Annotated in this window: 20 protein-coding genes; 2 read left to right on the forward strand and 18 right to left on the reverse strand. The window is 44.2% G+C overall.

All coding sequences use genetic code 11. The features are described 5' to 3' along the window. Nucleotides 1-11 precede the first annotated feature (11 nt). From C1I38_RS04300 to C1I38_RS04320, 4 genes are all read right to left on the reverse strand, one after another. Complete coding sequence (locus C1I38_RS04300; RefSeq protein ID WP_243103727.1) at nt 12-560, reverse strand: hypothetical protein; 549 nt, start codon at nt 558-560, stop codon at nt 12-14. 33 nt (nt 561-593) lie between these two features. Continuing rightward, nucleotides 594-1,010: a hypothetical protein gene (locus tag C1I38_RS04305; protein WP_119776187.1), complete on the reverse strand. Its 417-nt coding sequence runs from the start codon at nt 1,008-1,010 to the stop codon at nt 594-596. A gap of 130 nt (nt 1,011-1,140) precedes the next feature. Then, a complete protein-coding gene (locus C1I38_RS04310) occupies nt 1,141-2,334 on the reverse strand; it encodes a radical SAM protein (protein WP_119776185.1) in 1,194 nt (397 codons plus the stop codon). Nucleotides 2,335-2,678: 344 nt separating this feature from the next. Beyond that, nucleotides 2,679-2,837: a sigma factor gene (locus C1I38_RS04320; protein ID WP_348980853.1), complete on the reverse strand. Its 159-nt coding sequence runs from the start codon at nt 2,835-2,837 to the stop codon at nt 2,679-2,681. Nucleotides 2,838-3,103: 266 nt separating this feature from the next. Here C1I38_RS04320 and C1I38_RS04325 point away from each other — a divergent pair, with 266 nt between their 5' ends. Both C1I38_RS04325 and C1I38_RS04330 read left to right on the forward strand, forming a co-directional pair. After that, nucleotides 3,104-3,625, forward strand: coding sequence for a metal-dependent hydrolase (locus C1I38_RS04325; protein WP_119776183.1), 522 nt, complete (start codon nt 3,104-3,106; stop codon nt 3,623-3,625). A gap of 379 nt (nt 3,626-4,004) precedes the next feature. Continuing rightward, the gene (locus C1I38_RS04330) at nt 4,005-5,000 is read left to right on the forward strand and encodes a spore photoproduct lyase family protein (protein WP_119776182.1); all 996 of its coding nucleotides are present in this window, start codon (nt 4,005-4,007) and stop codon (nt 4,998-5,000) included. 119 nt (nt 5,001-5,119) lie between these two features. On the opposite strand, the gene C1I38_RS04335 is transcribed toward C1I38_RS04330, so the two are convergent. From C1I38_RS04335 to C1I38_RS04400, 14 genes are all read right to left on the reverse strand, one after another. After that, entirely contained in the window at nt 5,120-5,260 is a 141-nt protein-coding gene (locus C1I38_RS04335) for a hypothetical protein (RefSeq protein WP_243103726.1), read from the reverse strand. A gap of 58 nt (nt 5,261-5,318) precedes the next feature. Beyond that, entirely contained in the window at nt 5,319-5,546 is a 228-nt protein-coding gene (locus C1I38_RS04340) for a hypothetical protein (protein WP_243103725.1), read from the reverse strand. Then, nucleotides 5,524-5,853 (reverse strand): rubredoxin-like domain-containing protein, encoded by a 330-nt coding sequence (locus C1I38_RS04345; protein WP_119776178.1) that lies wholly within the window; start codon nt 5,851-5,853, stop codon nt 5,524-5,526. Before C1I38_RS04345 ends, C1I38_RS04340 begins: the two co-directional genes overlap by 23 nt. Before the next feature lie 40 nt (nt 5,854-5,893). Beyond that, complete coding sequence (locus tag C1I38_RS04350) at nt 5,894-7,702, reverse strand: FAD-dependent oxidoreductase (RefSeq protein ID WP_243103724.1); 1,809 nt, start codon at nt 7,700-7,702, stop codon at nt 5,894-5,896. A 53-nt stretch (nt 7,703-7,755) separates the two neighbouring features. Continuing rightward, entirely contained in the window at nt 7,756-8,226 is a 471-nt protein-coding gene (locus C1I38_RS04355) for a hypothetical protein (RefSeq protein ID WP_243103723.1), read from the reverse strand. Nucleotides 8,227-8,289: 63 nt separating this feature from the next. Then, entirely contained in the window at nt 8,290-8,637 is a 348-nt protein-coding gene (locus tag C1I38_RS04360) for a cupredoxin family copper-binding protein (protein WP_119776177.1), read from the reverse strand. Between the two features lie 27 nt (nt 8,638-8,664). Continuing rightward, the gene (locus C1I38_RS04365; protein ID WP_119776175.1) at nt 8,665-8,874 is read right to left on the reverse strand and encodes a hypothetical protein; all 210 of its coding nucleotides are present in this window, start codon (nt 8,872-8,874) and stop codon (nt 8,665-8,667) included. After that, the gene (locus tag C1I38_RS04370; protein WP_119776174.1) at nt 8,871-9,149 is read right to left on the reverse strand and encodes a hypothetical protein; all 279 of its coding nucleotides are present in this window, start codon (nt 9,147-9,149) and stop codon (nt 8,871-8,873) included. Before C1I38_RS04370 ends, C1I38_RS04365 begins: the two co-directional genes overlap by 4 nt. Before the next feature lie 23 nt (nt 9,150-9,172). Beyond that, complete coding sequence (locus C1I38_RS04375) at nt 9,173-11,908, reverse strand: MASE3 domain-containing protein (RefSeq protein WP_119776172.1); 2,736 nt, start codon at nt 11,906-11,908, stop codon at nt 9,173-9,175. Between the two features lie 253 nt (nt 11,909-12,161). Continuing rightward, nucleotides 12,162-12,860, reverse strand: coding sequence for a response regulator transcription factor (locus C1I38_RS04380; RefSeq protein ID WP_119776171.1), 699 nt, complete (start codon nt 12,858-12,860; stop codon nt 12,162-12,164). A 16-nt stretch (nt 12,861-12,876) separates the two neighbouring features. Then, a complete protein-coding gene (locus tag C1I38_RS04385; RefSeq protein WP_243103734.1) occupies nt 12,877-13,077 on the reverse strand; it encodes a histidine kinase dimerization/phospho-acceptor domain-containing protein in 201 nt (66 codons plus the stop codon). Nucleotides 13,078-13,335: 258 nt separating this feature from the next. Next, nucleotides 13,336-13,908 (reverse strand): DoxX family protein, encoded by a 573-nt coding sequence (locus C1I38_RS04390; protein WP_119776168.1) that lies wholly within the window; start codon nt 13,906-13,908, stop codon nt 13,336-13,338. 95 nt (nt 13,909-14,003) lie between these two features. After that, a complete protein-coding gene (locus C1I38_RS04395) occupies nt 14,004-14,465 on the reverse strand; it encodes a response regulator (RefSeq protein WP_119776166.1) in 462 nt (153 codons plus the stop codon). A gap of 243 nt (nt 14,466-14,708) precedes the next feature. Continuing rightward, complete coding sequence (locus C1I38_RS04400) at nt 14,709-15,407, reverse strand: DNA alkylation repair protein (RefSeq protein ID WP_119776164.1); 699 nt, start codon at nt 15,405-15,407, stop codon at nt 14,709-14,711. Between the last annotated feature and the right edge of the window lie 24 nt (nt 15,408-15,431).

Here is a 15,431-nt window from a genome sequence, read left to right on the forward strand (position 1 = left end):
TTGAACCATCCTTACTTTTTTACCTGAAGTTCCCTTTGAAAATATCCTTGACAGCATTCATTGCCTTCCGTGATCCTGTGCTGGAAACACAGCCTGCCGCCGCCTGAAAGCCCTGCGGCCAGCCCTTCATCCAGCGCGGAAATCAGTTTGCAGACTTCCCCGGAATAATAACGGCTGAAATAGCACTGCTGGATCACGATTTCTCCCTGCCGGTCCCATTGAAAATCAATGTCGATCAACTGATAAATTACCTTCAATGCCGTAACAGCCTCTTCCCAGGTTCGGATATGCAGGGTCTTTCTCAAGTTCTGTCCGAATCGATCAGCATTTTGGTACAGCCGCTGTTTGACTTGTTCAACGGGGCGTCCGCCCTGTAAGACATTTTCTGCTTGTTCCTTGGTAAATAAAGCGTATTGCTGGAGAAGCGCAGCCGAAGAAAGCCCCTTTAGCTCCGGCGGCTCACTTTGGAAAGCATCCGCCGTTAAGCGGAACAATTCCTTCAGTTTTTTCCTCTTGATCCATTCAGGCAGGCAGCGTTGGATGATTTTCAGAAGCATCATTGACTCCCTGTTATTCAGTCTTTGCCAAAAGTGCTAAGCATTGCCGCTAAGCCCGGTTTTCCTTATTTTCAGGTAAAAATACAGTGCCGCTAAACCAATCAACCCGTCAATAACGAAGTTGGCCAAAAAAATAAGGTAGGGCCGGTAAATGAAAAATAGAAACAGAGAAAGGATAGAAGATGCCAGTTTGGCATGGGCCAATAAAAACGGATAGCTGTGCTGCGCCGGGTTTCGGTACATCAGGATTGCAAGCAAAGTAACAAGGTACATGTAAGCAGCCGCCAGTATCAGATAAAACCCAGCGCCTTGCAACGGAGTTTCAGGCAATCCAAAATAAGCGGAAATATGGTTAAAGAATACCAGGGCCGCATTAGGAAAAAACAAAAAAATCAGGCCTACCACGGCAAATATTCCTGCTGCAAACAAGCTGAACCGTTTATACAAGCTCATAACCTATACCCCCATAACCCTATCGCCATTACTTCATTCCCGCCTCTTCCTCCGATGATTTCATCCCGATAACTTCATCCCTATAGCTTCATTCCAATCATTTCATTCCCACGGCTACATTCCGATAGCCTTACCCCTTATTATAGAGCCGGAAAAATTCGGACAACGGACTGAACCGGACTTCCTTCATCATCTCCAGCGTATCTTCTTTGCTAAGGGGCGATTGCCCTTTAGCATATTTTTTCAGCAACGCATAGTTTTTGTTCATAAAGCAGCTGCTTTCCGACGGAAAATGCGCTTTCATCTCCGAAAAAACGGCTTGCGCCGATTTATCCCGAACATTGCCGAAGGTTATCGGCGTAAATACACACGGGCTTACCTCGCCAAAGGCATCGATATAGACCATTTTATGGCCTGCATTACAGCCGAAATGCTCTCCCCCTTCAAAATGCCCAAGATAATTGACCGTGATTTTTCGCTCTTGATTGTATTTATCCTGCAAGTGCACAAGGCTCAAACGTTCTTCTTCAGTAAGGATTGCAGTCTCATGCCAAAAGGCCTCCACCGTGGGTTTGGTTTCACTCAGCCAGGCTTCATCAATCCCAAGGCTGATCAGGAACGCTAAAAATTTCTCGACCTGATTTTTCTGAAGCATCTCCCTGGAGATGACCGTCGATACACCGACATGGACACCTGTGCTTTTAAATATTTCGATCGCCTGAAGCGCCGCCCGGAAAGCCCCATGGCATCCTCTGATCCGGTCATGTTCTTCCTCCTGCCAATGGTCCAGGCTGATTGAGACATAGCAAAGGCCCGCCCGCTTCAGCTCCGCCGCCAGCTCTTGGGTAATGCCCATGCCTGTGGTAAACAGCTTAATGGCGCAATCATCTCCGGCGCTTTGGACGATCTCCACGAGATCTTTGTTCAGAAGCGGTTCCCCGCCGGTAAAGCCCAACCAGAAAACACCCATTTTCTTTAGATCCTGAATAAGCTGCTTGATTTCTGCCGTATTGAGAAGTTCCCCGCTTCGGTTCTTATTGTAACAATAGGCACAATGTTGAGGACAAGCATCGGTCAGGCTGATTTGAGCATGGGAGGGCCCCTCCGTCCTTGCCAGAAGGTGCTCGTTGATAAAGCGGGTAAAGGCTTTGCTGTTTATCGGGGGCAAATGGGAATGAAGGACCAGCTGCCCGCCAACATTCAGCAAACGGAACTTCCCCATGTATTTCACCAGGAACCAATTGATTGAAGGTTTGACCCTGATAATTTGCTTGTTTGCCCATAGCGATCTGGCTAAGGCAATCTTATTCTTGAATTCGGACATGGCCGGCTCCCCTTACATTCCATATATTTCTACTTGATAGTTTATCATAATTATACTTACATCACCATGCCTTGACCTGCCTGTAATTTATAATGGCGATACGGTGACCAGTGAGGAGATGGTAAATCCACGCCTTGATAGGTGTGGATTTTTTATTTATATGGGCCACAAATGGTGTAGCCTACCTTATATGTCCCTGCGGGCAAATGTCCGGACTCCCAGCAGCAAAATCAGAAGTACATATACGGCGCAGTAAACGAGCATCAGGGCGCTCGGCGAGCCACTGCCATAGAAGACGGAGGTGGGATCAAAAGGCGTTGCACTGCTGCCGGCAAGGAGTGTGTTTACCGGAACAGATTATAATTGCAGGCGGCATAAAAACTGCATTTCGTAAGCCAGGCATCCGGATGATGGATTTGGGTCCAATCCAAGTTGTATAAGCGGAGAAATACTTCCTGAGCAAGATCTTCGGCTGTGGGGATGCTTCCGGTGAAACCGGAAATTTTGGCATATCAGCTTATTCAGCTCTTATAAATTGTATCTTATATTCTTCAAATATTCTATGGAGAAAAAACCTGGCCGCCCACACCAGGTTTCTTCTTTTATATTAAGAGGAGCTTTATGGCACTATACATCATATGGCCTGTCTCGCTTATTGGTCCAAAATTTTTTATGAATTACTTTCATTTTGTGTTAGAATATAGTCCTTACGGTTTGTCCGATCAAGCAGACCGACCTTAAGGATATTTTAAATGGTAAGGTATCAGCTATGATTTTCTTTGGACATTTGGGATTGACAGGGTTAGCTGCCAAAGCAGCTGAAAAATCCTTAGGAAACATTCAAATTGATTATAGAGTCGTCTTTGTCGGGTCCATTTTGCCCGATTTGATTGATAAACCGATCGGCCGCTTTTTGTTTGCAGAAACCTTTCATACCGGCAGGGTATTTGCACACACCGTATTGTTTCTGTTTCTCTTATTGGGGATCGGATACTACCGTTGGCAGCGGTACCGAAAGAATGGCTGGCTGGTGCTGGCCGGAAGCTGTCTTTGCCATGACATCTTTGACGCCATGTGGGTGATTCCTCAGACATTTTATTGGCCGCTTCATGGCCTGAAATTTTATGCGTCAACCGAAGCGTCATGGATTCAAGCAGATTGGACCAGCCTAATGACTGATCCGGCATCTTATGTACCGGAGATTACAGGGCTATCAATCATCCTGTATTTCCTCCGAAAACTGATTGTACACCATAGAGTTAAGGTCTTCCTTAAAAACGGGGTACTATAAGCATCTTCAACCTACGACATTAAAAACAAAACGCTATAACAAAAGCAAAAAAAACATTAACATCCGGGAGCCAAGGCTTCTAAAGCTTCCTCGAGACTGCTCTTGATCGGACTCCCAGAACTGAACGTGAAAACGAATATCCTCAATTATATGGAAAATTATGTTACCATTAATTAGTTAAGCAAGTTTTACTTAGGCGTCTATCTTATTTTAAGGTTCCACCGATTGGAAATCCATAACTTTATCAACAACGTCTTCAATTACGGGCGTATTATTTGAATCGGCAATGTCGACGGGCGTAAATTATTACGAAATAGATTCTGCCCTTTGGAACATACTAATTGGAACATACGAATTCAAGACAAAAAGGGGTGAGACTATGGTCCCGGATAAAATCTTCTATGAACCGGCAGTCCTTGATTATAAACTGGGGAAAAAATTAAAGGATCAATTTGCACAAATCCCCTGGATTCCGATAGAAAACCACAATAACATTGAGTCATTGCGGCAAAATGAAAACCGTGAATTCGCTAGGATGAAGCGGCATCTTATCATCGGCGTCCGAAAATCGTTAACCTATACCCCTAATCACAAAGTCTCCGATTACCTGGTTCCGTATACGTCCTCCGGCTGCAGCGCCATGTGTCTTTACTGCTATCTGGTCTGCAATTACAACAAATGTTCCTATCTCCGGCTCTTCGTCAACCGGGAGCAAATGATGGAAAAGCTGCTTAAAACGGCACGGAATTCGGATAAAGACCTTGTCTTCGAAATCGGCAGTAACAGTGATCTGGTGTTGGAAAATACCGTCACCGGCAACCTGGAATGGACGATCGAGTGCTTCAGTCTGAGCGAAAAAAGCTTTTTGACCTTTCCAACCAAATTTGATCATATTGGCCCTTTGCTCCCCTTAAATCATCGGGGCCGTATCCTGATACGCATGAGTATGAACCCCCAGGAGATCATCCAAAAAGTCGAGTTCGGAACCTCCTCATTGCAAACACGGATCGCAGCGCTTAACCAGATGGGTGACGCCGGATACAAAGTGGGGATACTGATTGCCCCCGTCGTCCTTGTGGACAACTGGAAGGCGCTCTATGGTCAGCTGATCGATGAATTGGCTGACAAGCTCTCCGAGAATACCAAAAAGCACTTGTTTATTGAAATCATTTTTATGACCTACAGTTATGTGCATCACGCCATCAACACCGAGGCCTTTCCGAATGCGCTGGAATTATACGATAAATCCCTGATGACCGGGCGCGGCAGAGGAAAATACTGTTACCGTCCTGAAGTGCGGGGGGAAGCAGAGCAATTCTTAACAGAACAGCTTGCGCAAAAACTTAAAGATGTTCCGATCCTGTATGTGGTCTAATCGCAACAAGCTGGATGAGGGGGAATTACAGATCCGGTTTAATCATTATGTTTGATTTTTTCTTTATTGCAATAATCCCTGTTCAATCGCCAATTCTATGACCGCATCGAGGTAAGCATCTAAGACGGCCGCAAAATCCGTATTGGTGATCTCCGCTGCACGGTTGCCGTATCACCGTTTATGGTTGAAGATACAATGTTATAATCGAGTTTTGCGAAGAAAGAGGCAATGATTCCGGTTATCTCCACTCTGGACTCCATACATCAACCCCCTCATATTAAAAAATGCGCCTGGAAAGGCGCATTTAATCAATTCCCATCAAGGCTTCTTTTTGATCTCCTCTTCCACTTCTTGGGTGCCTTCCAGGCAGTATCTTTCTTCATCAGGCACCAGCTCTTTCCGTAATCTCAGAAATTCCCCGGCATGTACACATTCTTCATTCACGATATCCTTCAACACTTCGATGGCCAGTTGATGATCTATTGATTCCGCAAGCTGCCTATAAAGCTGGATCGCTTCAAACTTACCACTTACCTCGTCCAACATGGCCTGCGATTTCTGCTTTGCTTCTTTGTTTGATGACCCAGGCCTCGTCATGAGCTTGTTTAAACAAAGCAACGCATGGCGGGTCAAGATTGATCTCAATGCCTTCTTTGGCTAAATCTTTTATTCTCATCGCTAATTTGATGATTTCCATGTGGATGTCATTGGTCCGGTCTGAATCCAGGATCTTTTTGGCATCTTCTTCAGATAAGAGGTTGAATTTTTCCTTTGGCGCCCCACATTTCGGACAAAAATCGGGGGCCGCGCTTCCCTCATGAACATAACCACAAACAGAACATTTCCATAACATTGTTATTTCCTCCTATTTTTTATTTTTTGTTTTATCTTCTTTATGTTTCCTGAACTGTTTTAATCGGTTCGGCCGCCGCATGTATCCCTGCAATATGACCGAAAGTCATTGCGGGGCCGATGGTGCTTCCCGCCCCCCAATAGGCATTGGCTGTCGGCGAAGCAATGCAGTTTCCCGCGCCATAAAGACCTGGAATCGGATTCCCACGAACATCCAGGACTTGGGCACGACGGTCAATGACGGGTCCGCCATTGGTATCCAGTGTCCCCGCTCCAAGGATAACCGCATAGTACGGCCCATGATCACTTAGCGGATACATACAATAATTCCGGCTTCCTTCCGGAGGCCAAGGGGCGCCGGGAACCGTCGGCGGAAATGTTGTCCATTCCCTGTCATACGTGTAATCTCCCCGATGAAAATCCTCATCTCTGCCGTTTTTGGCAAATTCGTTAAAACGGGTCACCGTATTTTTTAAGTTTTCCAGAAAATCAGGGGCCAGCCCAAAGCCTCCGGTATGTTCGGCTAATACCGACAACCGCTGAGATAATGATCGCGTGAGCTCCTCCAGCGTAGCCCCTGAAATGATATAGGAGGGAAGCGCATTGCTTTGAAGCGGGTACGGCGGAAATCCCTGCCATAATTCAGCCGTCCTCTGGTCATAAATCATAAACACCAGCATGTTTGTCCATTCCGCACGCTGAGGGTCCCAAACGAAGTGGGTCATGGCTCGATCCGTATAATTTCTTTTTTCATCCATGATGCGTTTACCATAACGGTTGACTTCAATGACACTGTCACCGGGAATATAAAATACGTTATTCGAACCTCCAGGATAGGCAAGGGCATTTTCCAGTATACTTTCTGCTCGGAAAGCACCGGCCATATTACCGATCTTTGCGCCGATTTCCACTGACATCGTAATGAAGTCGCCGGTATTCGTCGGTGCGGAGCAGCCCCCAAAGTGAGGCCCCCGCTGGAAATGAAGCATTAATTCCGAGTTGTGGGAATAACCTCCGCTGCCAAAAATAGCTGCCCTGCGCGCTCTGAACCTGATGATTTCTTTTCCTCCCCTGACGACTTCCAGCCCGACCACTTCTTTCCGATCGTTCTGCAGGATATGGATAACCTGATGATCCGTCATGATCTTTATCCCATTTGCTTTCGCCCAATCCTCCAGTTGTCTGATCAGTTCAAAGCCGTAACTCTGCATCCCTTGGGGATTTTTTGCGTACAAAACGCGTCCCCGGACTCCTTTGTTTTCCGGAAGATGATCCATATAATCCACCTGGGGTTTCCCTTTCCAGTTGATTTCCTGAATGCTGCTCAGGGCACCGCATTCAGCTAGAAACTCTACTGTCTCCGACGCTCTGTCGTACATTGCTTCGATCAGTTCATACGCGTTCTGCGGAATCCCCAACCTGAAATCCTTTGGGTTGTACAGATGGGGATAGGAATATCGTGACATATAGCGAAGGGCATCCTCTTTTTTATCTTCAATCCCCCGTTCACGTTGAAACCGATTGTTTGGTGTCCAATAACCGCCCCCCGATCGAATGGTCGTTCCACCGATGGAAGACGCTTTTTCCAGCATGATAACACTGGCTCCCTGCTTTCTTGCAGTGATTGCTGCCGAAAATGCAGCCGCACCGCTTCCCACGATAAGAATATCTGCTTCATCATCAAAGGTAGACGATCTTGTGGACGGAGGGCTATTCAAGCCATGAGCATCTTGACCAGGATCAGCAAGTAATTGAAATTTCTCCTTTGGCGCACCGCACATGGGACATTTTTCTGGTGGTTCAGCCCCCTCATGGACGTATCCACAGACAGTACAAATCCATTTTTTCATAGTTTCAATCCTTCTTTCTCTTATGTACTGTTGAATGGAAAAGGTTTTTGTTGTTATTGTAACTGGTCGAGATCATATTTATATGCAGTTACTTTTTGAACATAAGCATCATTTTCATAAGAGCCGCTGTCATTGAGGAGAATTTTGCTGCTTTCAATTCCTGTTTGTCTGGATAGTATGATGAGATCAAAGACCATCTCATCAGGATATCCTTGCCCGGTCCAATAGTTACGATCATCAATCAGCTCTTGAATTGCGCTATTAATGTCCTGAGGTTGCGCATCATTAATTCCATCTACTTGGAAAATCGCTAAAACTAACTCATACGATAAATTGTTTTTCTCACACTGTTTCCAAATATCACGCTGCATTTTTTCCGGAATAGGTATCTTATAAATTGGCACTTTATCATCTGCAGAAAAAACTTCAGCTGACGTATGAACAGGGCCAGGGCAAATCAAGATTAGGATAAGAATTAAGATGATGAGAACTTGTTCTTGAATCCATTTTCTTAAACGAAACATGATTTTCACCCCTATCTATTAATCCAACTGTGATTACCCTGCCGATTTCTACATCCTTACTTTTTAGTTGACGATAATCTTCCCCTTCATGTATGGGTGATAGGTACAGATATAATCAAATGTACCTGTATCACTGAAGGTTTGTTGATACGATTGGCCCTGTTTCAAGCGTCCGCTGTCGAAAGACTTACCTGTAGCCGTATGATCCATTGCATCCTTATTAATCCAAATAATGGTTTCACCCTTTTGTATGGTTATCTCGGCTGGTTGGAATTGATTATTCTCAATAAGTACCGAATTCTTCTCAGGCGCTTGGGCAGACGGCTGCCCGCTCTTAGCAGGACTGCACCCTGTAAGGATTATGGTCAGTATCGCCAACAGGATGCTGATATACAGAAGCATCTTTTTCATAAACAAACCCTCCATTTTCATAAACTTTTACAATCTAAATATTCCCCAATAGAGCCCTATTGCCATAGAACCATGGATCATTGCTAGCAGAAGAATGACGTATCCCATGATCCGGTGCCATCGAAAAGGAATAGGGACGATTCTTCTCGCAACAAGAATCTGAAAAACGATCAGTAAGAATAATAGCAAACCCAGCCAGAGATGGAGCGGTTTTCCCATGATTATCGGTATCATCATGCTTTTACACTTCCAGCCTTGCTATCTTCATACTTTCGGCTATTGCTGATGGCTAGTTCATCATTACCTTCCAAGCGCTGCATGTTATCTTTACCATATAATCCTTTTATGATCGCTCTAATGATCTTTACTTCCTTTTCATTGTTGAATGAATAAAGTATTTGCATATTTTCGCCCTCATTTCTCAACAAACTTTTATGGATATTAAGAATGATAACAAAAAAAAATGTCATTATTATGACATTTTTCTTCCATTTAGCCTCTATTATTTTCACAAGGTCCTCATATCACATGGTCTTCATAGAAAGTCCTTGGACGTAGTTGTACGCATCTTCTTTGATTCGTGCCAGGTGATGAACTTCTCGAGTTTGCCCTGAAGAGTCCCGAAATTTATGGGCTTAGAAATATAGTCATCACATCCTGCGCGGAAAAACTCCCGGATATCTTCCCGGAAAGTCGTGGCCGTTTGCATAATGACGTGAATGCCTTTCAGCGCCGGATCCTCTCGGATCAATTTAAGTATCGTCATCCCATCCATCACCGGCATCTGAGAATCTAACAGCACGACATGAAAACTTTCTTCATGTAACAACTTCAGTGCAGCCTCTCCGTTTTCGGCTTCCTGATAATTGAGATTCATCCGGTTAAGAAAATAAGCAATCAGTTTCCGATTCTCCACGTTATCGTCTACCACCAGGATTCGTAATTTCCCTAAGGCCTGCTTCTGTTTTTCTAGATGGAGCTTTTTCATATCAAAATACGCTTTCGGAATCAATCCCAATATTTCCTTCACCTCGGAGAATCTCTTCCTGACCTTCTCCATATCGGGTGGTTTTTTTCTTAGTTCCGCCTCTATTTCAGCGGATTTCAGATAGACCTCCGTCATTTGCAGTGTCCCAGCGCTTCCTTTTAGAGAATGCGTCAGAGACTGGGCTTTTTCGATCACTTGCTCAACAAGGGCATTCTCCAGGGCCTCTATTCTTATCACGATACGGTTCAGGCACTCCAGCAGCATCTCAGGAGTTCCCATCTCCTCTTCTGCTTTGTTAAGCCATCTTTCCACCATGGCTGTACCGAAGGCCTCCCTGCCTTGCATGACTTGACGGATAAACGAATAGAAGTCGTCTTCTTGATTGGGCTTTCCGTATTTCAGGGCATTGGCGTCCGCCTGAAAGCTGATTCGATCCGACCTGCATTTCTTCAGGCGGATGACTGGGACGAATGCTGTCCGAAAATCCTGTTTCAAATCATCAGCCAACAGCTTCATTGTGCTGCTTCCGGTATTTTCATACAGTAAGACAATGTCGGCCCTACCGATCATCATGCTGTCTTTTGTTTTAGCATCGAAAGGAAGTACCTTTATTGCAACCCCATCGCAGGAACCTCGTTTCACGATGTCTTGAACAACTTCCATATCAATCGGTTTGCTGCTGTCCACAATCAGGAATATAATCCGCTCAGTGCTATTCGGTTCAGTTCCCGCTAAGACCGGTTCGATATAATCCTGTAATTCTATTTCCCCGGCTTCAGCCGGCAGGGATACAATAAATTCAGAACCCGTACCGGTGCTTTCATACCGAATGCTTCCGCCCATCACGTCCAGCAGGTTTTGCGTGATGGACAGTCCCAAGCCGGTTCCCCCATATTTTCTTGCATAAGAAGTATCGGCCTGCTCAAAAGCGGAGAAGATTACGATTTGTTTATCCTCTGGAATTCCGATGCCGGTATCTTTAACGATGATTTCCAGCTGCCCGTTCCGGTAGGTAACCCGGATACTCACGCCGCCAAACTCGGTGAATTTGAATGCGTTCCCCGTCAAATTGACCAAGACTTGCATGATCCGGTGTTCATCACCTACGATGATTTCAGGAACAGAAGAATCCATATACACTTCCCAGAATAGGCGGCGTTCCTGCGATTGAATCATAAACATTTTTTTCAGGTTTTCCAGCAGTTTGCGTATGGAAAACCTTTTTTGTTCTATTTGGATCATACCGGCTTCGATCTTAGAGAACTCGAGAATATTATTGATCAGGTTCAGAAGATGGCTGCCGGCATTTTTGATGATTTCAAGTTTTTCCCGTTTCTCAGCGGCCTTCTCCTCCTCATACAGGATATTTGTAAACCCTATGATTGAGTTGAGCGGTGTGCGGATTTCATGGGACATATTTGCTAAGAAACGGCTTTTCATGTTGTTGGCTGCTTCAGCCGCATTTTTGGCGTCTTTAAGCTTGATTTCATTAATGGTCAGTTCACGGAAGATTGAATTATAGGGGTCTTCAATCCCGGTCTTAACGATGGCACGGTACATGAGGTAGAAGGAGATGATTTTAAAGTAATGTCCGACCATATTCAGGATGCCAAAGTTATCACTATAGAGAGTAAAAGACAGTTCCTGAAAGATCGTGAAGACCATCGCGGCTATCAACAATTTATAAGTCTTCTCATCGAAATTTTTTCTGTTCTTCCAAAGCAACAAAATACCGGTTATTAAAATAGAACAAACGATGTATTCGCTGATGATCTTAAATTCTGTTTGTCCTTGGTTGGCAATAAAACAGACCGGGAAGATTTTCCATACAAAGATAGAGGCCAAAAGGACCGCTGTTATAAGGAAATAGATGACGATGATTCCCCGGGTCCCGACCCTGTGTATCATTTGGTTAACCCTTTCAGGCCAAGCGAATGCGACCAGCAAGGTCAGGCTTTCCATATATCGCGCCGCAATCCATAACTGATTGGCATAGAAGTCGTAATCCTTAAAAATAGACATCCCCTGATACGAAAGCGTATGCAAAAGATCGATCATGGCAACGAAAAGGTAGCCGATGCTAATAAACACCAGCACTTTGTTTTCCATAAATTTTTTGGAATTCCACATGATCAGAAAAAGGGTCCCGGCGATGGCAATGCTGAATAATTCCACTAAAGAATGAAACAGTAAGTAATTGAACCTTCTGATAAAAAACAGTCCAACGACGATCATCATCGCGCCAATCATATAATTCAGCGGATTTTCTTTCGCATTTTCCATAAAACACTTCCTCGGTGAAGGGTTCGGTTCCGCTATATTTTTGGACGGTGCTCCGAACAATAATTTAATTATAATGTCCTTTATTAGATGATGATAGATATTAATCCTTCTTTCTCCAATAAATGTTCTTTTATGGATGATTTATACTTTCTGATATACTAACAAAAAAAAATGTCATTATTATGACATTTCTATTTTATTTAGGATCTATGTCTACCAGTATCTAATTAAAAAAATTAAAAGAGCTGATTCTTTACAGGGGCTTCACTCCCAGTTTGTATCCGACTCCGTGTACCGTTTTGATGTAATAGGGATTGGCAGCATCCGGTTCAATCTTTTCCCGCAGACGTTTTACCAGCGAGGCAACGACTGAATCACTTCCAAAATAGTCAGTTTCCCAAATTTGGTTAAGGATCAAGTCTTTCGTAAAGACCTGATCAGGACGGTTGGCAAGTAACCAGAGAAGCGCATATTCCTTGGGGGTCAGATCAATCTCCTGGCTTCTTACCATGGTTGTGCGGCTGGTATTATTAATCGTCAGGCCAGGAAGTTCCACGATATCTCGAATGTTTTCCAATCGCCCATGTTCTTTAACCCGGCGCAATACCGCTTTAATACGTAAGATAAGCTCCGTACTGTCAAACGGCTTGGTGATATAGTCATCACATCCTAAAATAAGTCCGGAAATCTTATCTGCATGATCTTCCTTGGCCGTTAAAATGATAATCGGCAGATTACTTTCTTTCCGTATTTTGCGGATGACTTCAAATCCATCCATCCCGGGCATCATGATATCGAGCAACAGCAGATCCGGTTTGTAATTCCGATACTCCGCGCTGACTTCCGTACCGTCTCCAACAACCTTTACATCATATCCTTCGCGGCTTAATAAGATATGCAAGAATTGCCGGATACTGGTGTCATCTTCTGCAATCAGAATTTTTGTTTTCAAGATGACGACCTCCTTCTCACTCAATAGCTTTGTCCGCCTGGATTTTTGCTTCATTCACAATCTCATTGAATACTTTCAGCAGTGATTTTGTCGATGACTTTATGATCATCAAATAGTCCCGTTGTTCATCCGTGACTTCCGTCATCAGTGTCAAATCAGTCATACTCATGATTCTTGTCATATACGTGCGGATTTCATGACTCTTATCTAGGACCATCACAAGAAGCACACTCCTTAAAGCGTCTTATCCCGCCTAAGATATATCTCAACATATTCCACGTTTTCTCGTCATTTCCTGCTCAAATGGCAGTACCTCCAGCGAAAAAATGATAAAGGCCAGAACGTCCGAAGACGTCTGACCTTTATGATTCGTTTGCTCTGCATGGCCGATTAATTACAGTTACAGATCATTTATTTAATTAATACCATGTAACCCCTAAATCTTATATATTACAATTTTAGGGGTTACAAGGTACTATACATTATTGAACAGCTTGTGGTTAACGCTATTTGGTAATAAGTTCATACCCTTTCTAGCTCTTAAGAATCCATCGATTCCGATAAGCTCCGCATATTTTGAAAATTTCAGCATCGCTAAGTTTGTCCAGATATAACCAAAGTTGTTAAACGATCCACTGGCCATGAATTGCGTATTCATAAACATGGCAATGAAGGCGAACCAGAAAATTCTAAATCCAAGAATCATGGAGATACCTATCGTTATCTCAAATATAACGACGAGCGTATCCGTTACTCCTGGCATACCTAAGAAGAAAGTGTTGGCAATCCAGGCGAATGCTTTGTTCATATAAAGCGGATCAAACCTTGTAACTTCAGGTCCGGCAATATTTGCAACAAGCTTCGTGATCACCCCCGCCGAATGGATGTTTCCATCAGAAAGCCATGTTAACTTGTGAAGCCCAGAGGTAAGCCAGCCAAACCCATAGATAAGTCTAGCGATGGTAAAAACAATGACGAGAAAGGCTGCTTTCCCATTTTTCATTTCGGCTGTTACTGAATCAATATAACTTTTCATTGCTGTAGACATTCTTTCCATCTCCTTCTTTCTTTGTATCAACGCCATGATAGCAAAAAAAAATATCATTTTTATGACATTTTTCTTTTATTTAGACGTTATTCTTTTTACTTGTGATCATGTTTTGCCCATCTCTCGACCATTTCATAAAATGTATTTGTTTCGACAGGCTTTGTTAAATAATCATCCATTCCTGCGTTAATACAGGTCTCCCTGACCCCTTCTAACGCATTAGCCGTCATAGCGATAATGGGTGTGCGCGCGCCTCGCTGACGCTCTAATTGTCTGATTGCTTCCGTTGTCTGGTAACCATCTAATCCCGGCATCTGACAATCCATCACGATGACATCAAATTCCTGTATTTGATAAGCATCGAGGGCAGCATACCCGTCCTCTGCCAAAACAACTTTCCAGCCCTTGCGCAAGGAAAATTTTTCAATCACAATCCGGATGATCTCATCGTCCTCCACAATGAGAAGCGTTAACGGCTTTTCTTCGACCTTAATTTCGGAATCACGGATTTCATTTTTTATATCATCTTCTTCCACCGCCAAGTCCAGTACCTCCATTTCCGTCTATCCCCCCTTTGTGGTTTCTGGGAGTCATTGTCATATATAGACCTAATGGTAACAAAATCATAAATGAGATGAATAAAAGCCACGCTTTCTTTAGAACAGAGGCTACGATCCCTACAATCAATTGTCTATTAATTCCATATACCATATTTAAGTTAAAATACATAGTTATGTGTAAAATTTTGTTAATATGATGCCACTGTGAATTCGTTATTCTCTTTTGCAGATTTCCTCCGATCAGATAGATCGGATTTTCAGCGTCCGCAGGTGCGCCTTTGCTTCGTCGCTAATCCGGTAGCTCTCGATCGCTTTCTGGATAGCTTTGTTGTGCGTCCACTTCTCCAAACACTGTTGCTGAATATACGGCAAAGCCGCTTCGTACTGTTTGGCCAAGGCCGTGGCAAAATACCAGGCGATCATCATGTTAACATAGTATTCGTCCGACCGGATACCTGCAACAAGCTCCAGCGTCTCCGGCCGGAAATCGTCATCGAGATAGAAGCTCATCAGCATGCCGATCCCGAAGCGCACCGTATAGGTCCGGCCGGATACCAGCCAGACTTTGATTTTTGCGTAGAGCTCGGGCAGATGCTTTTTCAATATCTTCGGTGAAATCAGGTCGCAGGTTGCCCAGTTGTCTATGTACGGCAGAAACGCGTCAATGGCACGGGTGGTGTCCTCATAATCCCTGATCGTTTCAATCAGGAAACCGTGCAGGTTATTTTCTTCATAATACGCGTGCGGCAGGATTTGGAGGAACTCCGCAGCCTCCGGCGTTTTGGCAAGCTCCCGGGCGAGCTTCCGCAGAGCCGGCGTGCGAACACCGATCACAGTTTCCGGGTTCACCGTCGGCATGAGTTTGCATGCAAATTCTTTGTATTTCAGATCCTGCAGTTCAAACAGCCGGCGCCGGATCTCTTCTTCTGTACCGCTCATATTGTTTTACCCTGCTTTCTTCAT

Source organism: Dehalobacter sp. 12DCB1 (assembly GCF_004343605.1).
In the GTDB taxonomy this organism is placed as follows: domain Bacteria; phylum Bacillota; class Desulfitobacteriia; order Desulfitobacteriales; family Syntrophobotulaceae; genus Dehalobacter.